Annotated in this window: 22 protein-coding genes; 14 read left to right on the forward strand and 8 right to left on the reverse strand. The window is 57.4% G+C overall.

Going from position 1 to position 22,840, the window contains the following annotated elements; all coding sequences use genetic code 11:
* Nucleotides 1-26: 26 nt before the first annotated feature.
* Entirely contained in the window at nt 27-944 is a 918-nt protein-coding gene (locus ACTG3T_RS09500; protein ID WP_439102028.1) for a cation diffusion facilitator family transporter, read from the reverse strand.
* 89 nt (nt 945-1,033) lie between these two features.
* Here ACTG3T_RS09500 and ACTG3T_RS09505 point away from each other — a divergent pair, with 89 nt between their 5' ends.
* The gene (locus ACTG3T_RS09505) at nt 1,034-2,944 is read left to right on the forward strand and encodes a TonB-dependent receptor plug domain-containing protein (protein WP_439102029.1); all 1,911 of its coding nucleotides are present in this window, start codon (nt 1,034-1,036) and stop codon (nt 2,942-2,944) included.
* 17 nt (nt 2,945-2,961) lie between these two features.
* On the opposite strand, the gene ACTG3T_RS09510 is transcribed toward ACTG3T_RS09505, so the two are convergent.
* The 3 genes from ACTG3T_RS09510 to ACTG3T_RS09520 are packed head-to-tail and all read right to left on the reverse strand — an operon-like array spanning nt 2,962 to nt 5,514.
* Complete coding sequence (locus tag ACTG3T_RS09510) at nt 2,962-3,612, reverse strand: glutathione S-transferase (RefSeq protein WP_439102030.1); 651 nt, start codon at nt 3,610-3,612, stop codon at nt 2,962-2,964.
* Nucleotides 3,613-3,643: 31 nt separating this feature from the next.
* A complete protein-coding gene (locus tag ACTG3T_RS09515; RefSeq protein ID WP_439102031.1) occupies nt 3,644-4,408 on the reverse strand; it encodes an SDR family NAD(P)-dependent oxidoreductase in 765 nt (254 codons plus the stop codon).
* 29 nt (nt 4,409-4,437) lie between these two features.
* Nucleotides 4,438-5,514: a dipeptidase gene (locus ACTG3T_RS09520; protein WP_439102032.1), complete on the reverse strand. Its 1,077-nt coding sequence runs from the start codon at nt 5,512-5,514 to the stop codon at nt 4,438-4,440.
* Between the two features lie 146 nt (nt 5,515-5,660).
* Here ACTG3T_RS09520 and ltaE point away from each other — a divergent pair, with 146 nt between their 5' ends.
* Nucleotides 5,661-6,650, forward strand: a complete 990-nt coding sequence (ltaE, locus tag ACTG3T_RS09525) for a low-specificity L-threonine aldolase (protein WP_439102033.1) — start codon at nt 5,661-5,663, stop codon at nt 6,648-6,650.
* Nucleotides 6,651-6,653: 3 nt separating this feature from the next.
* On the opposite strand, the gene recQ is transcribed toward ltaE, so the two are convergent.
* The gene (gene recQ, locus ACTG3T_RS09530) at nt 6,654-8,462 is read right to left on the reverse strand and encodes a DNA helicase RecQ (RefSeq protein ID WP_439102055.1); all 1,809 of its coding nucleotides are present in this window, start codon (nt 8,460-8,462) and stop codon (nt 6,654-6,656) included.
* A gap of 90 nt (nt 8,463-8,552) precedes the next feature.
* Nucleotides 8,553-8,750 (reverse strand): hypothetical protein, encoded by a 198-nt coding sequence (locus ACTG3T_RS09535; RefSeq protein ID WP_439102034.1) that lies wholly within the window; start codon nt 8,748-8,750, stop codon nt 8,553-8,555.
* 279 nt (nt 8,751-9,029) lie between these two features.
* Between ACTG3T_RS09535 and ACTG3T_RS09540 the strand changes: the two genes are divergently transcribed.
* The 3 genes from ACTG3T_RS09540 (at nt 9,030) to ACTG3T_RS09550 (ending at nt 12,059) form a co-directional block, all read left to right on the forward strand.
* On the forward strand, nt 9,030-10,106 hold the full coding sequence (locus ACTG3T_RS09540; protein WP_439102035.1) for an NADH:flavin oxidoreductase: 1,077 nt from the start codon (nt 9,030-9,032) through the stop codon (nt 10,104-10,106).
* 62 nt (nt 10,107-10,168) lie between these two features.
* The gene (locus ACTG3T_RS09545) at nt 10,169-11,005 is read left to right on the forward strand and encodes a putative RNA methyltransferase (RefSeq protein ID WP_439102036.1); all 837 of its coding nucleotides are present in this window, start codon (nt 10,169-10,171) and stop codon (nt 11,003-11,005) included.
* A 307-nt stretch (nt 11,006-11,312) separates the two neighbouring features.
* The gene (locus ACTG3T_RS09550) at nt 11,313-12,059 is read left to right on the forward strand and encodes a thioredoxin family protein (protein ID WP_439102037.1); all 747 of its coding nucleotides are present in this window, start codon (nt 11,313-11,315) and stop codon (nt 12,057-12,059) included.
* A 101-nt stretch (nt 12,060-12,160) separates the two neighbouring features.
* Here ACTG3T_RS09550 and ACTG3T_RS09555 read toward each other — a convergent pair whose 3' ends face one another.
* Nucleotides 12,161-13,774, reverse strand: coding sequence for an ABC-F family ATPase (locus ACTG3T_RS09555; RefSeq protein ID WP_439102038.1), 1,614 nt, complete (start codon nt 13,772-13,774; stop codon nt 12,161-12,163).
* Between the two features lie 406 nt (nt 13,775-14,180).
* Here ACTG3T_RS09555 and ACTG3T_RS09560 point away from each other — a divergent pair, with 406 nt between their 5' ends.
* The 9 genes from ACTG3T_RS09560 to ACTG3T_RS09600 all read left to right on the forward strand — a co-directional run bounded on the left by ACTG3T_RS09560 (nt 14,181) and on the right by ACTG3T_RS09600 (nt 22,116).
* On the forward strand, nt 14,181-14,873 hold the full coding sequence (locus tag ACTG3T_RS09560; protein ID WP_439102039.1) for a proton-conducting transporter transmembrane domain-containing protein: 693 nt from the start codon (nt 14,181-14,183) through the stop codon (nt 14,871-14,873).
* A 34-nt stretch (nt 14,874-14,907) separates the two neighbouring features.
* Nucleotides 14,908-15,321, forward strand: a complete 414-nt coding sequence (locus ACTG3T_RS09565; RefSeq protein WP_439102040.1) for a CBS domain-containing protein — start codon at nt 14,908-14,910, stop codon at nt 15,319-15,321.
* Nucleotides 15,322-15,406: 85 nt separating this feature from the next.
* Nucleotides 15,407-16,255: a CvfB family protein gene (locus tag ACTG3T_RS09570; RefSeq protein WP_439102041.1), complete on the forward strand. Its 849-nt coding sequence runs from the start codon at nt 15,407-15,409 to the stop codon at nt 16,253-16,255.
* Between the two features lie 227 nt (nt 16,256-16,482).
* Entirely contained in the window at nt 16,483-17,817 is a 1,335-nt protein-coding gene (locus tag ACTG3T_RS09575) for a DEAD/DEAH box helicase (RefSeq protein WP_439102042.1), read from the forward strand.
* Between the two features lie 87 nt (nt 17,818-17,904).
* Nucleotides 17,905-18,342 carry a nuclear transport factor 2 family protein gene (locus tag ACTG3T_RS09580; protein ID WP_439102043.1) on the forward strand — a complete coding sequence of 146 codons (438 nt, stop codon included), beginning with the start codon at nt 17,905-17,907 and terminating at the stop codon, nt 18,340-18,342.
* 34 nt (nt 18,343-18,376) lie between these two features.
* On the forward strand, nt 18,377-19,270 hold the full coding sequence (locus ACTG3T_RS09585) for a D-hexose-6-phosphate mutarotase (protein WP_439102044.1): 894 nt from the start codon (nt 18,377-18,379) through the stop codon (nt 19,268-19,270).
* Between the two features lie 55 nt (nt 19,271-19,325).
* On the forward strand, nt 19,326-20,765 hold the full coding sequence (locus tag ACTG3T_RS09590) for an amidohydrolase (RefSeq protein ID WP_439102045.1): 1,440 nt from the start codon (nt 19,326-19,328) through the stop codon (nt 20,763-20,765).
* Between the two features lie 110 nt (nt 20,766-20,875).
* Nucleotides 20,876-21,739 (forward strand): endonuclease/exonuclease/phosphatase family protein, encoded by an 864-nt coding sequence (locus tag ACTG3T_RS09595; RefSeq protein WP_439102056.1) that lies wholly within the window; start codon nt 20,876-20,878, stop codon nt 21,737-21,739.
* Nucleotides 21,736-22,116: a DUF5329 domain-containing protein gene (locus ACTG3T_RS09600; protein WP_439102046.1), complete on the forward strand. Its 381-nt coding sequence runs from the start codon at nt 21,736-21,738 to the stop codon at nt 22,114-22,116. The genes ACTG3T_RS09595 and ACTG3T_RS09600 overlap by 4 nt, the downstream gene beginning before the upstream one ends.
* Here the strand turns inward: ACTG3T_RS09600 and ACTG3T_RS09605 are convergent.
* A complete protein-coding gene (locus tag ACTG3T_RS09605; protein ID WP_439102047.1) occupies nt 22,073-22,801 on the reverse strand; it encodes a pseudouridine synthase in 729 nt (242 codons plus the stop codon). The genes ACTG3T_RS09600 and ACTG3T_RS09605 overlap by 44 nt on opposite strands.
* Nucleotides 22,802-22,840 lie beyond the last annotated feature (39 nt).

The raw sequence follows: 22,840 nt of genomic DNA on the forward strand, positions 1-22,840 counted from the left end.
GGCGGCGTGGTTGCGCTGGAACCGGGTTAATCGTCAGGCTGCCAGCGTTGCACCTCTGTGACACCCAGAGGGTCCTGATGAATCACAATGTCTGCCCCGGGATAATGCTCAATTATCGCTGTCTCGACGTCCTCTGCAATACGGTGGGCTTTTACCAGAGAGATGTCGTTATCCATCTCCAGATGTAGCTGGATGATGGATGTTCGCCCCGACTGGCGTGTTCGCAGGTCGTGCATACCTCTCACTGCCGGGTGCGATAGGGCGATTTTTGTGATGCGCTGCTGCTCTGCTTTGGGTAGCTCCCGGTCTAACAACTCATTCAGGGCCTGTCTGAGTATCTCTCGTGTAGACACCAGCAGGTAGGCGGCGATAAACAGCGCAAACACCGGGTCTGCCTGAACGATGCCCTGACTGGTCAGTAGCAGCGCCAGCAGCGTAGCCCCATTGCTGAGCAAATCAGCCCGGTAGTGAACGGAGTCGGCATGAATCGCGGTGGATCCGGTTTGGCGAACGACATAGCTTTGAAAAACAACCAGAAAAGTGGTTATCACCATCGACAACAGCATCACAACAATGCCCGGCTTTATCGCAAGTATGGGGACCGGAGTCAGCAATCGATGGAGCGCTTCATGAATCAGGAAGGCGCTGGTGGACAGGATGAGCACCGCCTGAATCAATGCCGCCAGGGATTCGGCCTTGCCGTGCCCGAAGCGATGGTTTTTATCCGCAGGGGTGAGCGCGTAGCGCACGGCGATGAGATTGATCAGTGATGCCCCTGCGTCCATCAGGGAGTCCATCAACGATGCCAGAAGACTTACGGCTCCGGTTTGAAGATAGGCGAAGAGTTTGATGCCTATGAGCAAGCAGGCCGTGGCCACGGAGGCCAGGGTGGCAAGCCGTAAAAGTCTAGCAGGGTCCTTATCGTTGCCCTGAGCGTTAGCCATTAGCTGTGGTCATTAGCTGCACGAGGGTTTAAGTCCGGGGCCTGAGTGCGTACAGTCGCACCCTCAAATTGAGGGGTTATTCTACCATTATGTCTGCACTGCGCTCAGCAACCGCTGCACCTCTGTCTCTGTCGGCAATTGCTTGGCTTGCATTGTTTGCGGTTCCGGTTTCGGGGCTGCCTCAGGCCGGCACCCTGGAAGAGGTGCGCGTAGTCGGCCGCCGCGACGTGTTGCTCCCGGCGCTAGGGGCAAGCACAACGGACTTGATAGCCTTTGATGAGCAGGTTTCGATGAATCGCACGGTAGGTGACTGGCTTGAGCAGTTGCCCGGTGTCAGCCTGAACGGTCAGGGTGGGCTGTTTCAGGCCTACAGTATCCGCGGTTTCAGCCGTTGGCGGGTTCGCACGGAGCTCAATGGTGTACCCATCATCACGGATCGACGGGCAGGGAATTCTGCGTCCTTTGTTCCTCCCGATCTTATCGCCCAGGTCGCGGTGGATAAGTCCGCTTCGTCGACCCTTTACGGGTCCGGTGCCATGGGTGGTGTCGTCAGTCTTGACTCCCGTATCCCTGAGGGCCGGTCCCTCAGGGCGGAGGGTGCCAGCAATGGTGGACAATTTGCGCTTTCGGCGCTCGCCGGTAACCGGGACGGATTGTCCGGTGGTGTCAGCGTCCGCAAAGCACAGGGCAGCGATGGGCCTGACGGTCGCACACTAAATACCGCCTTTGAGCAGGTGGCAGGCACCTTCGCCGGTAATAGTGATCTTGGGGCTCTGAGCCTTAATTACAGTTGGCTCGGGAGTGTGAGTCGGGACATCGGCAAGAGTAATGCGCTGTTTCCCACGCGCAGAATCAGCCGTTATCCCAGCGATAACCACTCTGTCACCCAGCTGGAGCTTCGCGCCGGCGGTGACTGGTTTCTCCGCGCCTATCACCACCTGCAGGATTGGGAGGCAGACGTGGAGCGCGTAGGAGAGCGACGCAACCTGACGAGTTACAAAGCGCACACCGTGGGTGGTCTCTTTCAGGCCAACACCTCGATGCTGTCCGGTAACGGTAGTGTTGGCTTGGAATGGGTAGGCCGTCGTGGCGTATCCATTGACGATGAGGAGTTTGCGGTAGACGGTACGCTGTTAATACAACAAACCTTGGTCGAAGGGGAGGAAGATACCGTCGCGGTCTTCGCTGATCAGCAATGGACCCTCGGCCGGTTGGGCTTCAGCGGTGGTATGCGCTTCGACCACATGGATCAGTCATCCCGGGCGCAAAGCAGCTCTGACGGACAGTGGTCCGCGAGCGCTGCAGTGGACTATAGCCTGAGCGACAGTTGGACGATGCGCGGCGAGCTGGCCTCGGGCTTTCGTTTTCCAGGTATTAGCGAGCGGTATTTCAACGGCACGACTCCCCGGGGTGAGGTGCAGGGCAATCCGGACCTCAATGCCGAAACCCGGCGTAGCGGTGAGCTGGCGCTGCAGTACGCGCCCTTGGGGTCAACGCTGCAAACCGGTGCGGCGGTGTATTACAGCGATCTGGAGGACTACATAGAGCGCTACCCGGTGGGGCCCGAACTGGTGTCTTACCGCAATCTCGACGGGGCGAGCATTCAAGGCATAGAACTGGATTTGGGTTTTCAGACAGGCGTGGTGCACCACCGGCTGAGTTATCAGTGGCAGGGGGGTGAAGACGATGAGGGGAATACCCTGGCAGACCTGAACCCACCCTCGCTGCGATACTTTTTCAGCTGGGAGCAGGAGCAACGGGGTTTCTATAGCGACTTGAGTTACCGGGATTCCCGAGAAGAGTTCGGCGCCGATGAGTTACCTCTGGATTCCGCCGTGATATGGAATGCCCGTTTTACGCAGCGTGTAGCCAGGCGCTGGCAGGCCGAGCTTTTCCTCAGCAATATCCTGGATGAAGAATATCGCTCCACCGCAGATGACGTCGCGCCTCTCCAGCCGGGGAGAACTTTTGGTATCCGGCTGGAGTGGCGCGAAAGCTAATCCGAAGCCCGGATGCTTTACTGACTGCCGGGAAAAACGACGCGGGCCTGCCCCGGCTTCCACGGGGTATGCTTCGCCATAACCGCCTGAAAAAGCGGGTGGCCCAGGAGGTCGTTCAGCCAGTGACGAAGATGAGGGTAGGGTGATTGATCAAACCACGCCCTGTCGACGCCAGCGAACTGACGGATGAAGGGAAATACTGCGATATCCGCAAAGCCTTTCTCCTTTCCTGAGAGCCATGGAGAGTCTGCAAGCCTCGATTCAAGCTCCTGCAAAAACCTGCAGGCTTCCTCGCGGTAGTGATGTGCAGGATGCTCCGGATGCCGGTCGGCGTATTTGTAGCGGTCGAGGCAGGTTTTAAAGCTGCCGTCATTCTCAGTCACCAGTGCGTCGCGATCATGGCTGCTTTTTTCTGTCACCCAGTGCTCCGGATCGTTTTGATTCAGCGCCCAGTGCATGACATCGATGCTTTCATCAATCACGCTGCCGTCATTTAAGATCAGCACAGGAACAGTCCCTTTGGGAGATGCCTCCAGCATTGGCCTGGGCTTGTCCTTGAGAAGCACCTCGCGAAGCTCCACGGGGACGGACGCGTAGGCCAGTGCCATGCGCGCGCGAATGGCGTAGGGGCAGCGCCGGAAGCTATATAGGATTGGGTAGTCGTTCATCTCTTCTGCGGATGTTTGTGTTCGTTCCCGTCTATGCGGTCATGCCGCCATCGACCATGTAGGTGGCGCCGTTGAGAAAACGACTCTCCTCGCTGGCTAAAAACAGCATCAGGTTTACCACATCCTCGGGGTCCGCATAGCGCTCCAGGGGAATTGCGGCCTTGATAGCTTCGTATTGGGCCGTGGGATCTTCGGGCATAAGTCTGGATTCCAGAGAGCGCATCATCCGTCCCTCTACCGGAGAAGGATTCACGGTGTTCACCCGGATATTCTGGGGGCCTCCTTCTTTGGCGCAGGCGCGCATGAGCCCGATAACGGCGTGCTTGCTGGTTCCGTAGGCACAGATACCCGGCGTGGCGCTGACGCCCGCGACGGAGGAGGTGATCACGACGCTGCCACCGCCATTAGCGGCCATAACCGGAAAGACATGCTTGATTCCCAGGAAGACACCAGACACATTAACGTCAAGCACTCTCTGAAAGCTCTGTAAGTCGAATTCACTCACCGGGGCGGACGGACCCTCAACGCCGGCGTTGGCGAGAAGCACATCGACACCCCCAAAAGCTTCCACTGTGGCCGTGACATAGGCTGCCGTATCCGCCTCCGAGGTGACGTCGGCCACCGTGTAACGAACGGTGGCTTCATCATACTGGGAGGCGATTTCCCGCAAACTGTTCTCATCCAAATCGACGAGCATGACCCGGGCACCCCCGTCCACGAAACGCTGAACCGCGACCTTGGCGATGTCGCCGGCACCACCGGTGAGGATGACGGTTTTGTCAGTTACTCCCTGCATGCCTTATCTCCTGTTATTTTTACTGTGGTTTAGCCAATGGTATCGCCAAGAAGGCGCAGCCAGTTGAGGCCGAGGAGGCGCTCCATGTCCTTGGAGCTCCACCCTCGGCGGTCCAGCACCGCCATGAGATTGCGATAGCGGTCCGTCGAGTCGAGGGCAGGGATCCAGGGCGGCCAGCGCAGCTCGTAGCTCGGTTTAAAGTACCCCGTGCGCGGAACGAACCACTCTTCATAGGTGGCCCAGGGCGAAATGCCCTGGGGTGGGTAGTCCGTAGAGACGCCGATGTGCTCAATGCCTGCAACGTTCACCGCGTGCTCAATATGGTCCGCATAGTGCTCGATGGTGGTGTCGCCGCCGGGATCCGGTCCGACAAAATAGCCCAGGGCCACCATGCCAATGACGCCGCCTTTCTCTGCGCAATTCCGAATCTGCTCATCGGTTTTCGCCCGGGGATGACTGCGCAGGGCATCGCATATGGTGTGGGTGATTCCCACAGGGCGCCTGGAAAACGCGATGCCGTCCAGGGTCGTCTGATCGCCGCAGTGGGAAAGGTCGATGAGCACGCCGGTGTCATTCATGCGCTCCACCACCTCCAGTCCGAAGTCCGAGAGCCCCGCATTGGTTCTTTCCAGGCAGCCGTCTCCTACAAGATTGCGAAAGTTATAGGTGAGTTGAAAAGATCGCATACCCAGGGCGTAAAGCGCGTCGATGTTATCAACGTCACCATTGAGCATGGTGGAGTTCTGGAAGTTCATCATTACCGCGGTGCGCCCGGAGTCCTTTGCGCGTCGAAAGTCCTCTGCCTGCAACGCAAACATCAGTTGCTCGCTGTGGTTCTCTACGCGCTTTCGCCAGTCCAGCAGCGCATCAATCGCCGTTTGCAGATTCTTGCGCGGCAGACTTTCAATGATGCCTGAGTAGTTGGCGGCGCGAAGGGCCGCAAAAACCTCCTCCCCCCATTCCTTGCCAAAGCACAGGGCATCGATAACCAACATGTCCTCATAGCTATTATCTGAAGAGGTGTCAGCGCTGCCGGGGAGGGCCTGGCTCGCTACAACGGCGGCGGCCCCCTGAATGAATGCTCGTCGATTTGTGTCCCAATCCATTTGTTGTTCACCTCTATGCTCGGAGCCGCGACAAAAATTCTGGCCTCGTTGCCCCTGTACCCCCAGAGTAAAACCTGTTCCGTGCCCGCGGTCGATAGTTTTTCGTTTACTATTTTGTCCGAAACTGACAGAGAGCTCCTCCCTTCATGATTGATCTGCGTAGCGATACTGTAACCAAACCCACCCCGCCAATGCTCGAGGTCATGCGCGGCGCGGACACCGGGGACGATGTGTATGGCGAAGACCCCACAGTAAATGCCCTGGAGCACTATGCTGCGGCGCTTACGGGAAAGGACGCGGCGGTGTTTGCGCCCACGGGAACCCAGTCCAATCTTTTGGGCCTTCTAAGTCACTGCGGACGGGGGCATGAGTACATCGTCGGCCATAGCGCGCACACCTATATGTATGAGGGCGGCGGCGCGGCGGTGCTGGGCGGTATCCAGCCCTGTCCGCTGCCCTTTGCCGCCGACGGATCATTACCTCTGGATGCCGTGGAAAAAGCCATCAAGCCCGATGACGCGCATTTCGCCATCACGCGGCTTGTATGCCTGGAGAACACCCAGGCGGGGAAGGTGCTGCCCCTGGACTATCTTCAGCGCTATAGCGATTTGACCCGTCAATGGGGACTCAAACGGCATCTGGATGGTGCGCGGGTGTTTAATGCGGCAGTGGCGCTGGATGTGCCCGTTGCGCAGATCTGCCAGCACTTCGATACGGTCTCTATCTGCCTGTCCAAGGGGCTTGCCTGTCCCGTGGGCTCTCTTCTCGTCGGTGATACAGAGACTATTCGCAGTGCGAGACGCTGGCGCAAGATGCTTGGCGGCGGTATGCGCCAGGCGGGCATTCTGGCAGCGGCGGGGCTCTATGCGCTGGAAAACAACGTGCAGCGTTTGCGGGAAGATCACGAAAAGGCACGGCGCGTGGCGGATGCGTTATCAACTCTTCCTGCATTCAAGCTTCAGGAATCACCGCAGACCAATATGGTGATGCTGGACGCGGTGACGGATGTGGAGCCCCTGCAGGCGCACCTTGAGGAAGACGGCATTCGTATCTCGGGGACGCGTTGGGTGTTTCATCAGGATGTGTCTGACGACGACGTCGAGCAGCTCCTTGCAAGCTGTCGGCGGTTTAGCTGAAGGTCACTGGTTTCCTGCGTTCTCTTTAACCACCGCCAGAAAGGCTTCGGCGTACTTGTCGCGTTTGCGGTCACCCACGCCGGAGATGGCGGCAAATTCCGCGACGCTTGCGGGGCGCTGCTCACAGATGAGTTGTAGGGTGCGGTCGTGAAAGATGATGTAGGGAGGGATGCCCTGATCCTCTGCCAGCTGCCGCCTGCACTCCCGGAGGGCTTCCCAGAGGCCGACGTCGATGTGCTCGGGCAGTACATTTTTTGTGGTGCGACGGGCGGTGCTGCCTTTGGGATCCTGGCGCAGGAGCACTTCAGCTTCGCCGCGGAGTACGGCGCGCGCTGGCTCCTGCAAACACAGTGCACCGAAGCGCTCCATGTCCACGCTGAGAAGGCCCCTGGCGACGAGTTGTCGGAACACCGATTTCCACTGCCGCGCATCCAGCGCTTTGCCCACGCCAAAAGTGGGTAGGTGGTGATGATCGTTTTGAAAGATCTTGTCGTTCTCGGACCCTCGCAGCACATCGATGAGATGGTTCACCCCGAAGCGCTGGCCCGTACGATAGACCGCCGATAGGGCCATCTGCGCCGCCTCGGTCCCGTCCCAGGTGGCCACCGGGTTCAGACAGCTGTCACAGTTACCACAGGGTTTTGCTAATTCCTCATCAAAATAGGCAAGGAGCGCTTGTCGCCGACAGCTGGTGACCTCGCAGAGGCCCAACATGGCGTTGAGTCGGTGTTGCTCTTCCCGTTTATAGACTTCGCTGCCCTGGGACTGATCGAGCATCTGTCGCAGCGTGATGACGTCCTGCAGGCCATACACCAGCCAGGCATTGGCCGGCAGTCCGTCCCGCCCCGCACGGCCGGTTTCCTGATAATAGGCCTCCACAGTCTTTGGCAGGTCGAGGTGCGCCACGAAGCGCACATCGGGTTTATCGATGCCCATGCCAAAGGCTATGGTGGCCACGATGATGATGCCATCCTCACGCAAAAACCGCCGCTGATGATCGGCTCGGGTGTCCGCAGGGAGTCCCGCGTGGTAGGGGAGTGCCCTAAAGCCCTGGTCCTCCAACCAGCGGGCTGTCTCATCCACCCGTTTGCGCGACAGGCAGTAAACAATGCCCGCATCATCCCGATGCTCATCCTGCAAGAAGCGCAGCAATTGCCCCCGGGGGTTGTCCTTGAGAGCGATGCGGTAACAGATATTGGGACGATCAAAGCTGACGAGAAAGTGTTTCGCCGCCGTCAGATTAAGCCGCTCAGCGATTTCCTGTCGCGTCCGTGCATCGGCCGTGGCGGTGAGTGCGATGCGGGGTATCTGGGGGTAGCGCTGATGGAGCTCGCTCAGCTGCAGGTAGTCCTCGCGAAAATCGTGACCCCACTGAGATACGCAGTGAGCCTCGTCGATGGCAAAGAGCGCGGGGGTCAGCTGATCCAGAAGGGCGAGCATCCGCGGTTGCAGAAGACGCTCCGGCGCCACGTAGAGAAGATCCAGCCTGCCGTCGAGCCAGTTCTGCTCAATGGAGCGGGCCTCCTCGGGGGCGAGGCTGGAGTTCAGAAAGGCGGCACGCACGCCCAGTTGCTGCAGCGCTTCTACCTGATCCTGCATCAACGCAATCAGCGGTGAGACAACGATGGCGCAGCCTTCGCGAAGCAGCCCCGGTATCTGGAAGCACAGGGATTTTCCGCCGCCGGTGGGCATGATGACCAAGGCGTCATCCCCCCGGAGCAGAGTGCTGATTATCTCCTGCTGGGGTGGTCTAAAGGCCGGGTAGCCGAACACGTGCTGCAGCGTGTTCAGCGCTTCATCGGTGTAATCGATATTCGTGCCTTCTGCTTGCAGTGGACGCCTCGTTAATCCTGGCGCTGCGTTTCAGACTATTCGCTGCAAAGCGACGGTTCTGGAGCAGTTTTAGCTGGCGCTTTTGCTCGCTGCTGATTTTGCCTTGGGAGCTGCCATGTTGGCCTGGCCGCTGACGCCAGACTTGATTTGCTCGATTTCGCCGCCAGCTTCTAAAAAGGCTTTTACTTTGTCTTCCAGGGAGGAGGAGGTCTCTACGGCTGCCGGCGCTTTCTTTTTACCGGCTGTTCTCAGAGGTTTCTTGGCCATGACTAGGGTTTCACTATATTTTTGACGTTTTTAACGGTTGCGCAGCTTAGCAGATTTTGAGCTCCAGAGCCCGTTTTAAATTGCGCCTCGGTGCCCCATGGCAACAGCAGCGCTCCCAAAGGCAGTCTGTCAGGTCCAAGCCATACAAGGAGCAGCAGAAAAAATGACGATAACAGATAGCTCACATCCTGCCTTTCACAATATGCCGTCATCGGCCCTGTACACCCCCGATAAGTCCCGACAAAATACGCTCCCTCTTTCATGGTACGGGATTCCTCTATGGCTTCTTTGTCTGACGCCCTTGCGTTTAAAAGCGGGGCCGTTATGCCCAATCGCTTTATGCTCGCGCCCCTCACTAACCTCCAGAGTCACCCTGACGGTACTCTCAGCGACGACGAGTATCGTTGGCTGAGCAAGCGCGCCGAGGGTGGCTTTGGCCTCACCATGACCTGCGCTTCCCACGTGCAGGCAGCGGGCTGTGGTTTTCCCGGGCAGTTAGGGTGTTTCTCCGACAATCATCTCGAAGGTTTGAGTCGTCTTGCTGCCGCGATTAACGAACAGGGCAGTGTTTCTGTCCTGCAGCTTCATCATGCGGGGATGCGTTCGCCCCGGGATCTTATTGGCGAGCAGCCTCATTGCCCTAGCGATAACGAGAAATCCGGTGCCCGGGGGCTGTCCCATAGTGAGGTTTTGCGTCTGCGCGACGATTTTGTTGCTGCCGCCGGGCGGGCCAAAAAAGCCGGGTTCACCGGTGTAGAGCTCCACGGCGCTCATGGTTATTTGCTCGCGCAGTTCCTGAGTCCCAGCATTAATCAGCGTGATGATGAGTACGGTGGTTCTCTGGAAAACCGGAGCCGGCTGCTTCTGGATATTATCGACGGGGTGCGCGCTCAGTGCGGCGCTGACTTTCTGTTGGGAGTGCGTCTGTCTGCAGAGCGCTTTGACATCCGGCTCGCCGAGATGCAGACGCTCGCACAACAGTTGATGCGCGAGGGGAAGATCGATTTTCTGGACATGTCCCTGTGGGATTCTTTCAAGGCGCCCGAGGAAGAGGGCTTCGACGGGAAAACCTTGCTACAGTGCTTCACCGAGCTGGATCGTGGTGATGTGCTCCTGGGCACTGCGGGAAAAATCCGCGGTGCCGAGGACGCCCGCCGCTGTATCGAAGCCGGAGCCGATTTTGCCGTCGTGGGCCGCTCAGCTATTTTGCACCACGATTTCCCCCGAAGAGTTTTATCAAACCCTGATTTTACGCCCACGCCGAACCCTGTGACCGCGGCGTACTTGCGCCGGGAGGGGCTCGGGGAGGCCTTTATCGACTACATGGCTTCCTGGAAGGGCTTTGTTGAGGGTTGATGGCGAACGGGCGGACTTTTTGCTGACAACTTCCCGGCAAGGTTTGCGAGGGCGCCACTGCCATGTCCTTTAAACATCACCCCGCGCTGTGCTGCCCCCTGGATGGTTTGCCCCTGGAGTGGGATGGCAACAGCTTGCGCTGTCCAGACAGGCATAGCTTTGACAGAGCGAGGCAGGGTTACTGCAATTTACTGTCGGCGCAGGATAAGCGTTCTAAAGATCCCGGTGACAGTCAGGCCATGATTGCTGCCCGTCATCGGTTTCTGGAGGCGGGCCATTATCACGCCGTGGCGGAGCGCATTGCCGCACTTCTCCTGCCTCCTATGGAGGATCCTGGTCTGATTGTCGATGCGGGATGTGGTGAGGGGTATTACCTGCAGCACCTTCATGATCACGCGTTGGGGGTGGGGCTTCCAGAACCCGCGATTGTGGGCTTTGATGTTTCGAAATGGGCCTTGCAAGTGGCGGCGCGGCGTTTTCCGGGCACCTGGCTGGTAGCCAGTAATCGTAATATCCCCATGAAGGATGAGTCTGCGGACGTCGTCATGGATATGTTTGGCTTCCCGGATTTTCCGTCCTTTGCCCGCATACTAAAAAACAGGGGCGTGCTTCTGCGGGTTCAGACCGGAAATGATCATCTCAGAGAGCTGCGGGAAATCATCTATCCGCAGCTGAAGGCGCAAAAGCCGGCCCCGGATTTGCCGGCAGGCTTTACGCTACTCCATAAATCGGGGCTCAACTTTGAAACAACAGCGCTTGATCAAAACTCCATCGCGGATCTGCTACTCATGACCCCGCATTTTTTTCGTGCCTCTGCAGAGGGGAAGGCTCGCGCTGCGGCACTGCAGTCCCTCGTCGTCACCGTTGATGTGTCCCTGGAGCTCTTGCAGCGGCAGTGAGGGCTTTTGGCAAGCTTAACCGCGGCAGCGCATTAGGCCGGGAGGCTGCGGACAAGGCCGTCCGCCGTGCATTCGATAAAAGGGCTTGAGTTTTCTGTAGCAGGGAGCCAGAGTTCACGCCTCGAAAAACGGCTAGGTTTATGGAGACTTGCGCAGGGACAGGCTCAGCTCCAGCGATCGCCATCGTCGATGGTAGCGGTCGATCATCCTGCTGGAGCATGTTCCGGCGTTTGCCAGAGGAAAAATAATGCAGAGATTGGGTTCGACTTTTTTTATAGCGGTTTGTTTCGCTGTGGCGACGGTCTTGATGAATGTTGCTTTTGCAGAAGACGCGTCAACTCCACAAAGTTCGGTTTACGTCGATTCGGACGACCCCATGGCCGATGTGCAGCGTGCCCTGAAAGCGGCAAAGGAGGAAGGCAGGCTATTGCTCCTGGTAATGGGCGCCGAGTGGTGTCACGACAGTCGGGGGCTGGCGGAGAAATTCACGGATCCCGCCGTGGCGGCTATTATCGAGAGGTACTACAAAACGGTTTTTGTAGATGTGGGCTATTTTAAAGACTTGCGCGAGGTGACCAGGCGTTTTGATCAGGCGCATTATTTTGCCACGCCCACGGTGATGATTATCAATGCGCAAACGGAGCGCCTGATCAATCGCGAGGACATGCATATCTGGGGTTCTGCGGATTCTGTACCCCGGGAAAAGTACGCCGAGTACTTTGCGGCCTATGCGGCAAATCCCGCACCACAGTTCGTGCCGCTGCCCGATGCTCAGGCGTCTGTTGTTGCGTCCTTTGAGGGGGAGAATGCACAGCGACTCCAGAGCGCCTACGAGCACCTGGTACCGGGTATGCGAACTGAAGATGAGACCGGCAAGGCCAGCGAGGCCTTTTTTGAGCAGTGGCGGGAAGTCTGGCGCTACCGAACGACTTTGCAGCGGGATATCGTCACCCTGCGGCAGCAGGCGCAGCAAGCGCCCGACAGCGAACTGGCGTTACCAGAGTATGCGCCCTTCAGCTGGGAGGCGCAGCTTCCCGGCGAGTCGCAGCCCTAATCCCACCCCGGCGTTTGCTGCAGCGATCGCTCTTACCCGGGCCCAAGTCCCGGGCCTGTTCTCCATCGAAGCCCCGTCGCCGCGGTGACCGTGGCCGTGCTTCAGGAGGCGAGGGCGATGTTGCCCTGGGCTTCCTGGTGCGCGAGATACTCGTCGTAGGTGCCTTGAAAATCCACCAACTCTCCGTCCCGGATATCCACGATTCGAGTAGCGAGAGACGAGACAAATTCGCGGTCGTGGCTGACAAAAATGAGGGTGCCCTCATAGTGCTCAAGGGCCAGGTTCAGCGCTTCGATGGATTCCATATCCAGGTGATTGGTGGGCTCGTCCAGGAGTAGCACGTTGGTATCCATCATCATGAGCTTGCCAAAGAGCAGTCGGTTCTTCTCACCTCCGGAACAGACTTTCGCTTTCTTTAGAAAGTCGTCCGAGGAGAACAGCAGGCGTCCCAGGGTCGCTCGCACTATCTGATCGTCGTGACTGGGCTTGCGCCACTGGCTCATCCAGTCAAAGAGGTTGAGGTCTGTGTCGAACTCATCGTTGGTATTCTGGGGGCAGTAGCCCAGGGTCGCGCTCTCGGCCCATTTGATGCTGCCCGTGCTTGCTTCCAGTTGTCCCATCAAACAGCGAAGGAGCGTTGTCTTACCTGCACCATTGTCACCGATGACCGCAAGCCGGGCACCGGCCTCCAGGATGAGGCTGCCGTTTTCAAACAGGGGGCCCTCGTCAAAGCCATGGCCGAGTTCCTCGATGACAACGGCCTGACGGTGAAGCTTTTTCTCCTGCTTGAACCGGATGTAGGGGCTGACACGGCTGGACGGCTTGATATCCTCGAGTTTGATTTTCTCGATACGTTTAGCGCGAGATGTTGCCTGCTTTGCCTTTGAGGCGTTGGCCGAGAAGCGGGACACGAACTGTTTGAGATCGGCGATTTCCGCGCTTTTCTTGGCGTTTTGCGATTGCAGTCTTTCCCGTACGGCCGTGGAGGCCGTCATAAAATCGTCGTAGTTTCCCGGGTACACGCGCAGCTCACCGTAATCAATATCTGCCATATGCGTGCACACCGCATTCAGAAAATGCCGGTCGTGAGAGACGATAATCATGGTGGATTTGCTTTGATTGAGCACGCTCTCCAGCCAACGAATGGTGTCGATATCAAGGTTGTTGGTCGGCTCGTCCAGGAGCAGGATGTCGGGATCTGAAAACAGTGCCTGGGCCAGCAGCACCCGAAGCTTCCAGCCGGGGGCCACCTCACTCATGGGGCCGTGGTGCAGCTCCTGGGCTATACCGGCGCCGGTGAGTATTTCTCCTGCTCGGCTCTCTGCGGAGTAACCATCCATCTCGGCAAACTGCACTTCCAGGTCAGCCACGCGCATACCATCCTCTTCGGACATGTCCGGGTTCGAGTAAATCCGATCCCGCTCCTCTTTCACTGCCCAAAGCTCCTCATGACCCATCATCACCGTGTCGACTACGGTGCACTCTTCATAGGCGAACTGGTTCTGGTTGAGCTTACCCAGGCGTTCGTTTGGCGATAGGGAGACGTTACCCGAAGTGGGTGTCAGGCTCCCATCAAGGATCTTCATCAGCGTTGACTTGCCGCAGCCGTTTGCGCCGATCAGGCCGTAGCGGTTGCCGTCACCAAACTTGACGGAGATGTCTTCAAAGAGGGGCTTTGCAGCGAACTGCATGGTGATGTTTGCGGTGGAGATCAATGGTTGAATCCTGAAATTAGAGCTGACGCGCCATGGGATAAGCAGGCGGTGGTAATGCAGTGAATGGGGAAGTGCCCACCTTAATGGAGTGCGGCTGCGGGGTCGAGAACAGTCCATGGGAATAATGCGCGTCTGGGCCGCGATGCGCTACGCGCGGCATGTTTATCGCGGCAAAGTCTGGCCAATGCCCGTGGATACTATCTTTTGATGATGGTTCGCTTGCTTTTTTTGTGGATGTGAGGGAGGCAGTGGCCGATCATCACGTTTATGTATTCAATGAACTGGCCTTTCAGGGCGCGGTGTTTCAGATGCTGACCCACGGAGTGAGTTCTGCCGCGCTATTTATGCTGGCTGGCGAGTAGCAGCATCGTTTGCATACCCGAGATATGCGCCAGATGGCGGGGCTGTGGCAGAGCGCGCCACGCATGGGAGCCTGTGCCATGTTTTTTGTGTTGGCGACGCAGCGCTATTTGCGCTGAGTGCCGCTAGCTGTCTGTTGCTCTCACGGGACTATCTGTCGGGATTAAGCGATCAGGGGGACGAGTATTACCTGCTCATCCTGTTAGCAACGCTAGGTGCGGTGGTATTGGTTTACTCGAGCCATATGGCCTCCCTCCGGTTAGTGCTGGAGCTGCTGTCCGTGGGCGACCATGCTGTTCGGAGCGGAGCTCGCTGCGGGGCTCAGGTACTCAGAGCTCACACCCGCTGTGACTGCAACGGCGGCAGTGCTGATACTCAGCGGTATTGCGTTCAAGCGGTCGGCGGCGCCTTTTCATCTTTGGACCCCCAACGTATACGAGGGCTCTCCCTCGCCGGTGTTCCTCTGGCGGCGGGGTTCATCGGAAAGTTTTATCTGGTTGTTGCTGCCGTGGCCGGTGAGCAATGGCTCCTGCTGGCCGCGTGGGTTCTGGGGAGTGCTATCGGGATTTACTATTACCTGCGGGTTGTTTTTCAGATGAGCCAGAAGCCTGCAGAAGACACGACCGCCATCGACTCGGACCTGCCAAGCACTATCGTCGTGCCGTTTCTCATCTTTGTGATCTTGCTGTTGGGGATTTTGCCTCAGCTATTGATAGATCAGATCCAAGGCGTATTTTAGTAAGGGTGACGCGAAGGGCGTCGGGAGGAAGAAAATGCTTAAGTCAGTGAGTTTGCGAGATTACATGGTAAAGCACCCGGTGACGATTAAACCGGACGTGAGCGTCTTTGAGGCGATGACTATCATCAGCGACAACAAGATTTCCGGCTTGTGCGTTGTTGAAGATGATCATCAGCTGGTGGGCGTGCTTTCCGAAATGGATTGTCTGCGTGCGGTGCTCAGCGCGGTATATAACAAGGATGGATTTGGTCCCGTTCGGGATTACATGACTGCTGAGAATCTTATTGTTGCGCACCCGGGAGAAGATATTGTCGATGTCGCCCAGGATATGCTCCGACAGAATAAGCGCCGGCGACCGGTAGTAGAAGATGGACGTCTTATCGGGCAGATTACCATCAGACAGATCCTGAAGGCCGTGCAGGAGTTTCAGGGTGCGGGTAAGTCCTGATCAGGGTTCTTCGCCTGAGATGAGCGTCAGGACTCGGGCGACCCGAGACCGCCGATAGACTAGGATAGCGCCCTGAACAGAAACCATGGGTAGCAGAATGGATCGCGAGATCGGTCGATTTCACAGTTTGGAAATCCTTGAGCTAGGTGCTCACAGCGCCATTCTCGACGGGGGAGATTGGGGGCGTTTGTCCATTGACCGCCGGCTCTGCCCCGACACAGTACGGCCCGGCGACAGTCTAGAGGTGTTTTCCTACCTTAATAGCAGTGGCCAGCCTGCGGTCACTACGGAAAAACCCGCAGCACAGCTGGGAGAGGTTGCCTGGGTAGAGGTGGTGGAGGTTAATGATCTGGGCGCCTTTGTTGACTGGGGCCTGCCGCGGGACCTCTTCGTTCCCTTTGCCGAGCAGCAGCACCTTCTCAAGAAAGGCGGCCACACCCTGGTGATGGTTTACCTCGATAACCAGGGACGATTGACGGGTTCTACCCGGGTGGATCACTGGATCGACGATAGCTCAGCGGCGCTGTCCCAGGGGCAAAAAGTGAGTTTGATCGTCGCCGAACGCACGGAGCTCGGTTACAAAGCAATCATCAATCATCAGTGCTGGGGACTGCTCTACAGCAATGAGCTTTATCAGCGCGTTCGAAAGGGTCAGGTGCTGACAGGGTTTGTGCAGCGCATTCGCAGTGACGGTCGCATTGACCTGTCGCTCAACCAGCCGGGCTTCAATAAAACTAAGATCGATAGGGTCTCGGCGAAAATTCTCGAGCGTTTAGAAGACAACGACGGTTTTCTGCCGCTTACCGATAAAAGCCCCCCGCGGGAGATTTACGCGGTGTTTGGCGTGAGTAAAAAGGTGTTCAAGCAGGCCATCGGTGCCTTGTACAAGCAACGCATCATCACGCTGGATGCTGATGGTATTCGTACTATCTGATCGAGTAGCCAAATTCTCTGCTTTTAATTATCTCCAGCTCTGTTAAGGTGCGCGTCTTCGAGGCGTACTTCGGTCTGCGCCACAGCTAAGCCCTCGCACTCTGCGGGGGCTAGTATCCTCAGCAATCCCAGTCTGGACCGAACCTCTGCTTAAACGGTGATGTTTTCTTAAACGTCGTTGTGCAGGTCTGTCAGACGATTCGCAAGACAACATCAGGAATACATTACGTGTTATTTAAAGATCTCAGCCTCTCGGCTGAATTGCTGCGCGCAGTAGAAAAACAAGGTTACGACAAAGCCACCCCTATCCAAGAAAAAGCTATTCCATTGGTCCTGGAGGGCAATGACCTGCTTGCCGGCGCCCAAACAGGCACGGGTAAAACGGCGGGCTTCACCCTGCCCATGCTGCAGCGGCTGCAAAACAAATATCCGGGCAACGGTAAGAGTTTTCCAAAGGCGCTGGTGCTGACTCCCACACGGGAGTTAGCGGCACAGGTGCACGAAAGCGTGCGCGACTATGGCGCCTATTTGCCCTTCAGGTCCGCGGTGATTTTTGGGGGTGTCAGCATTAACCCCCAGAAGCAAAAACTCATCAAGGGCGTGGACGTGGTGGTAGCGACCCCCGGCCGTCTTCTCGACCATGTGCAACAGCGGAGCATCGATTTATCGAAAATCGAGATTCTCGTTTTGGACGAGGCAGATCGCATGCTGGATATGGGATTCATTCACGATATCCGGCGCGTGATGAAGGTCATTCCAAAGAAACGGCAAACGCTGCTGTTCTCCGCGACCTTCTCCAATGAGATCAAAAAGCTCTCCTCAGAGTTTTTAGAGAACCCCGAACAGATCCAGGTCACACCCCAGAATACCGCGACGGAGCTGGTGAGTCAGCTGGTGTATCCCGTCGATAAGGGTCGAAAGCGGGAATTGCTGTCCCAGCAGATCGGCGACGGTAACTGGCAACAGGTGCTGATCTTTACCCGCACCAAACATGGTGCCAATCGCCTCGCGGAGCAGCTCAGTAAAGACGGCATAAGCTCAGCAGCGATTCACGGCAATAAATCCCAGGGTGCGCGCACACGGGCTCTCGCAGAATTTAAGTCCGGCACCGTCAGAGCACTGGTCGCTACGGACATTGCGGCGCGGGGCATTGATATCGACAAGCTACCCCACGTAGTCAATTACGAGCTGCCTAATGTGGCAGAGGACTATATTCATCGCATCGGGCGCACCGCTCGAGCGGGGCAGGAAGGTCACGCCATATCCCTGGTATGCGTTGATGAGCTGAAGCTCCTTCGTGATATCGAGAAGCTGTTGGGCTCGAGCATCGAGAAGGTGCATCTCCCCGGTTTTGAAATCGATCCCAGCATCAAGGCTGAGCCCATACAGAATGGTCGTGGCGGACGCCAGAACAGCGGCCGTGCTGGTGGTCGTGGCAACGGAGCTGGTCGCGGCCGCTCCCAGGGGAGCGGTCGCCCCGGTGCTGGCGGACAGAACGCCCGACGGGGAAGTGGCGGCGGCGCTCGCAGCCGCGCAAGCAATGGCAACCGCAGCACGGCCTGACGCACGTCCTGAGTAGTTGCGGCAGCGACACTTCTGTCGCAGTATCTCCCTTTCGACAAGCGGCCGCAGGTCGGTGGAGATACTGCGATGTTCAGACGAGGGGGCGCAAGCCTGGTAGCTGTGTGTTTTATGGCCAGCGCGGCTGTTTTTGCTGATGACCGCGCGGAACTCGGAGCCCTTCTTGACGAGTTCTTGGCCGGCGCCTCGGTCAATGACGCAGCCATGCATGAGCGCTTCTGGTCAGCGGATCTTGTCTATACCAGCGCCAGCGGTGCACGCTACGGCAAAGACAGTATCTTGGAGGACATGGGAGAACCGCCCGCGTCCGACGCCGAAACGCCCGTCTATTCCTCCGACAAGGTGAACATCAAACTACTCGCCGACGATATCGCTGTGGTGACCTTCCGGCTGGTGGCGCAATCCCCCAGCGGTACTGTTGACTATTATCTGAACACGGGTGTGTTTGAGCAGAGTGCAGGACAGTGGCGCGCCAGTACCTGGCAGGCAACGCGGGTGCCGAAGTAGCTCCTTATCCGGGGCGCTACAGGAAGTTACCCAGGTGAAATCGGCATTGCTGCAGGAACGCTTCGCGATTCCTGGTCATGTGAGTGTTCAGAACATCGCCCCCGGTTATCCGGTGCTGGAGGTGCGCAACCCCTTCGCGACGGCCAAAATCGCAGTGCATGGCGCTCAGGTACTGAGTTTTCAGCCCAAAGGTGAAGAAGATCTGCTATGGGTCAGCAGAGCCGCGATTTACGCCGAGGGTAAATCTGTGCGCGGCGGTATTCCCATCTGCTGGCCCTGGTTTGGTGTGCATCTGGATAAGCATAGGCCTTCACACGGTTTTGTACGCCATCGGTTCTGGGAGCTGACCGCAACCGAGCAGAAGAGTGATGGCAGCACCGAGGTGACTTTTTTCCTTGAGGACGATGAGCACACCCGGTCTTTGTGGCCTCACGCTTTTCAGCTGGCATTACAGGTGTCGATAGGTCGCAATCTTTCCATCACGCTTAAGATGATCAACAGCGACTCAGGGCCTGTTGAAGTTACGGCCGCCCTCCATTCTTATTTCAGCGTTGGAGATATAGCTCACACAGCAGTACGTGGCCTTGATGGTGCAGACTGCATCGATGCTCTGAGCAATGAACAATTTCGCCATGCGGGGGATGTACGCTTTGATGAAGAGTTTGATCGCATTTTTCTCAATGCCAGTGGCGATGAGTTCATTGAGGATGAGTCGCGGCAGCGCACCATAGCTATCCACAAGAAGGGGAGTCATTCTTCCGTAGTCTGGAACCCCTGGGTGCATAAGTCATCGAGAATGGGTGATTTTGAGGAGGGTGCTTATCGTCAAATGGTCTGTGTCGAGACGGGCAATGTGGTCACAGACGTGATTACCCTGGCACCGGGCGAGTCCCATTCCCTGGGGGTGAATATCGGACTCTTGCCGTGAGTGTTCCCAGAGGGCACTCTTGCTCGCTCTGAAGCAAATTTTTCGGGTAGCAATCATGCGCAATCGTTGTAGTTTTTCATGGCTGGGGTCACTGGCCTTAATAAGCTTTTCTGCTCTTTCCTCCGCACAGAGCGACAAGGACGACATACTGTCCGCTCTCAATAATGATTACGAGCGTTATCAATCCATTGCAGAAACACTGTGGTCCAGTCCCGAGCTGGGGTATCTCGAGGTTGAGAGCACTCGTCTGTTGCAGAGCACCCTGGAAGAAGAGGGGTTTTCCGTAGAAACGGGAGTCGCGGGTATGCCTACGGCGTTTACAGCCACCTTTGGTAATGATGGTCCCGTGATTGGCATTCTGGGTGAATACGATGCGCTTCCCGGTATGTCCCAGGCTGCCGTTCCCTATGAAGAGCCCCTTGAGGATGGAGCACCGGGGCAGGCCTGTGGTCATCACCTCTTTGGCACGGCCTCCCTCGCAGCGGCAGTCGCGGTGAAAAATTGGTTGCTCGAGTCCGGCACCCCGGGGACTATCCGCTACTACGGCACGCCCGCCGAGGAAGGCGGTTCCGGCAAGGTCTACATGGTCCGCGCTGGTCTGTTTAGCGATGTGGATGCGGTGATCAGCTGGCACGCGGGCGATGCCAACACGGCGAACCCGGGCACCAATCTCGCAACCATCTCCGGCAAGTTTCGCTTCATCGGTCGCTCTGCCCATGCCGCAGCGGCGCCGGAGCGGGGCCGTTCCGCTCTAGACGGCGTAGAAGCCATGAACGACATGGTCAACATGCTCCGGGAGCACACCACGGAACCCACCCGTATCCACTACGTCATCACCGATGGCGGAAACGCGCCGAACATCGTCCCTAAAACGGCGGAAGTTTATTACGTGATCCGACATGAGGATGTGGATGAAGTGCGCTCGGTGTGGAATCGGGTGGTGAGAACGGCCGAGGGTGCTGCCATGGGTACGGAGACCGAGATGAGCTACGAGATCATCGGTGGTACGTATCCTCGTCTGCCCAACGAGACTCTCGCCGGGATTTTGCACCAGAATCTGTCTGCGGTAGGGGGTGTTGACTACAGCAAGGAAGACATTGCCTTTGCTCAAAAGATTCAAAAAACGCTGCCCGGCAAACTGCCATTCATCGAATCAGCAGCTGAGGTGCAGCCCATGGTGTTTACCCGAGGTAAAGCTTCGGCGGATACCGGTGACGTAAGCTGGACAGTGCCCATGGCTGCCATGCGCGCCGCCACCTGGGTGCCCGGCACGCCGGCGCATAGTTGGCAGGCGGTCGCGGCCGGCGGTACGGACATTGGCTACAAGGGCATGATGGTAGCGGCCAAAACCCTGGCCCTGAGTGCCGTGGATCTTTATAGACAGCCTGAAACCCTCGCAAAGGCCAAAGCGGAGTTTGAGGACCGCACCGGCCCGGACTTTAGCTATCAGGCCTTGCTGGGCGATCGGGAGCCCGCGCTGGACTATCGGAAATAAGAAAAGCGGGCGTGGTCGATGCTACGACTCGCATCGTTACAATCAGAGTCTTTTCTGGTGATGACCCGATATTGAGCTTAAAAAAATCAACGATCGCATGCTTGGCTGCAGTGTTACTTGGGTCCTGCGCAGGCAACCCGCCGGGCCTCGGGGAGACGGCGAACAACTACGAGAAGTTTCGCGGTCTTCGTCTTGCCCCCTTGATGAGCGCGGCGGAATGTGGCTCGTCCCTGGGGCGATCGTCGCCGTCCGGCTCTTCGCCTGCCGTGCTGTCCGGCAATCTTTCGGTCTTGAACTGGAACGTCAAGAAAGGTGAGGAGAGCGGCTGGTCCGCTGACCTTGGCCGCTACGCCAGCGGAAAAGCATTGGTGTTGTTACAGGAAGCGGCTTTGAGTATGGGGTTACCCGATAAGCTGTCAGCGACCCCCTTCGCCGCGTTCTCACCGGGCTATGTGAAAGGCTCGGACATCACGGGTGTGGTGACCTTTAGCGCCGTGCGGCCCCGCGCGGAGTGCCGGCTAAATGCGGTGGAGCCGTGGTTGGGTACGCCGAAGTCTACAAATGTCACTGAATATGCAATCAGTGGCAGCGAAGGCAGCCTTGTTGTTGTCAACATGCACGCGCTGAACTTTAGCTTTGGACTGCTGGGTTATCGGAAGCAGCTAAACGCTGTAGCTGAGGTCCTGGCCGACTTTGAGGGACCGGTCCTGTTGTCCGGGGACTTCAACACCTGGAGACAGGGGCGGCAGAACGCTCTGTTAGAGCTGGTCTCGCCGTTGGGGTTAATGCCCGTGGTGTTCGCTGCCGATTATCGGCACACTGCCTTTGGTCGTCCGCTGGACCACATCTTTGTACGGGGTATGACAATCGAAGACGCCGAGGTCTTTGAAGTATCGTCTTCAGACCATAATCCCATGGTGGTAGTTTTAGGCCTGAATTCAAAACCGGATGGTAGTCAGGAATCCATGCCGTGATCATTACTCGACCACTTTTACTTCCCGCCCTGTTGTGGATGCTGGCGTCTTTCAGTGCAGAGCTGCGGGCTGATCCAGCGACGCCTGCGGATCGGGAAATCACCTACTTGATTAACAGCGTGGAAGAGAGTGGCTGCCTGTTTATGCGAAATGGCGATGAGCACCAGGCGACCGATGCGGCCGATCATCTGCGTCTGAAGTACCGTCGTGGAAAGCGTTATGCGAAAAGCGCTGACCAGTTTATCGAGCGCCTTGCCAGTGAAAGCTCCTGGACCGGGAAGCCTTATTTTATCAATTGCCCCGGAAGTCCCTCTGTCACCTCCAGAGACTGGCTTAGCGACGAGCTGGAGCGCTACAGACAGTCGGAGGCAATGTAAGCGCCAGCCTTGGATCTTTTGGCACGGCGACTGTTGTCCCCGGTGCCAGCGGACCGAGGTGATAAGCGCCCACGGCGAAGCGGTGAATACTCAGCACCTTGTTGTCAAAGCGACCAAACATGCGTTTGATCTGATGGTAGCGCCCCTCCGTCAGGGCAACCTCCGCCGTGTGTGCATCGATAATCCGGAGCTCCGCGGGCCGCGTCGTGATTCCCTCGAAAGCGAAAAACATGCCCTCCGCGAATGCCTTCAAACAGTCCCGGGTGATGGATTTTTCCGTAGTGACGAGATAACGCTTAAGCAAGCCCTGATCAGGGAGGGACAATTGTCGTGACCAGACTCCATCGTTGGTCAGTAACACAAGGCCGGTAGAGTGATAGTCCAGTCGTCCCACAATATGCAGCTCGTCCTTCAGCGGATGGTCTATCAGGTCCAATACTGTTTTGTGCCGGGGATCTTTTGTCGCGCATACGACGCCACCGGGCTTGTGCAGCATGAGGTAGCACGGCTCCTTGTTTTGCACGGTCTTGCCGTCAACGGCAATATGGCTGAACTTTCCCACGGCCTGGGAGGCATCTCTTGCGACGATTTGATCAACGGTGACCCTGCCCTGTGCGAGCATCAAGCGCAGGGCCTTACGCGGCGTGCCGGTGACGGTGCTGAGCTGTTTGTCGAGACGGGGCATGAATTTATTCTACAACCTCACAATTTATAATCTCGCAAG

The sequence above is a fragment of the Congregibacter sp. genome, assembly GCF_965660375.1.
Taxonomy (GTDB): domain Bacteria; phylum Pseudomonadota; class Gammaproteobacteria; order Pseudomonadales; family Halieaceae; genus Congregibacter.

Coding starts and splice junctions, on each gene's coding strand:
- ACTG3T_RS09570 (WP_439102041.1), top strand. CDS start 15,407: ATGGGTAGCAGAATGGATCGCGAGATCGGTCGATTTCACAGTTTGGAA.
- ltaE (WP_439102033.1), top strand. CDS start 5,661: ATGATTGATCTGCGTAGCGATACTGTAACCAAACCCACCCCGCCAATG.
- ACTG3T_RS09515 (WP_439102031.1), bottom strand. CDS start 4,408: ATGCAGGGAGTAACTGACAAAACCGTCATCCTCACCGGTGGTGCCGGC.
- ACTG3T_RS09580 (WP_439102043.1), top strand. CDS start 17,905: ATGTTCAGACGAGGGGGCGCAAGCCTGGTAGCTGTGTGTTTTATGGCC.
- ACTG3T_RS09545 (WP_439102036.1), top strand. CDS start 10,169: ATGTCCTTTAAACATCACCCCGCGCTGTGCTGCCCCCTGGATGGTTTG.
- ACTG3T_RS09500 (WP_439102028.1), bottom strand. CDS start 944: ATGGCTAACGCTCAGGGCAACGATAAGGACCCTGCTAGACTTTTACGG.
- ACTG3T_RS09565 (WP_439102040.1), top strand. CDS start 14,908: ATGCTTAAGTCAGTGAGTTTGCGAGATTACATGGTAAAGCACCCGGTG.
- ACTG3T_RS09550 (WP_439102037.1), top strand. CDS start 11,313: ATGAATGTTGCTTTTGCAGAAGACGCGTCAACTCCACAAAGTTCGGTT.
- ACTG3T_RS09510 (WP_439102030.1), bottom strand. CDS start 3,612: ATGAACGACTACCCAATCCTATATAGCTTCCGGCGCTGCCCCTACGCC.
- ACTG3T_RS09535 (WP_439102034.1), bottom strand. CDS start 8,750: ATGGCCAAGAAACCTCTGAGAACAGCCGGTAAAAAGAAAGCGCCGGCA.
- ACTG3T_RS09540 (WP_439102035.1), top strand. CDS start 9,030: ATGGCTTCTTTGTCTGACGCCCTTGCGTTTAAAAGCGGGGCCGTTATG.
- ACTG3T_RS09605 (WP_439102047.1), bottom strand. CDS start 22,801: ATGCCCCGTCTCGACAAACAGCTCAGCACCGTCACCGGCACGCCGCGT.
- ACTG3T_RS09590 (WP_439102045.1), top strand. CDS start 19,326: ATGCGCAATCGTTGTAGTTTTTCATGGCTGGGGTCACTGGCCTTAATA.
- ACTG3T_RS09505 (WP_439102029.1), top strand. CDS start 1,034: ATGTCTGCACTGCGCTCAGCAACCGCTGCACCTCTGTCTCTGTCGGCA.
- ACTG3T_RS09520 (WP_439102032.1), bottom strand. CDS start 5,514: ATGGATTGGGACACAAATCGACGAGCATTCATTCAGGGGGCCGCCGCC.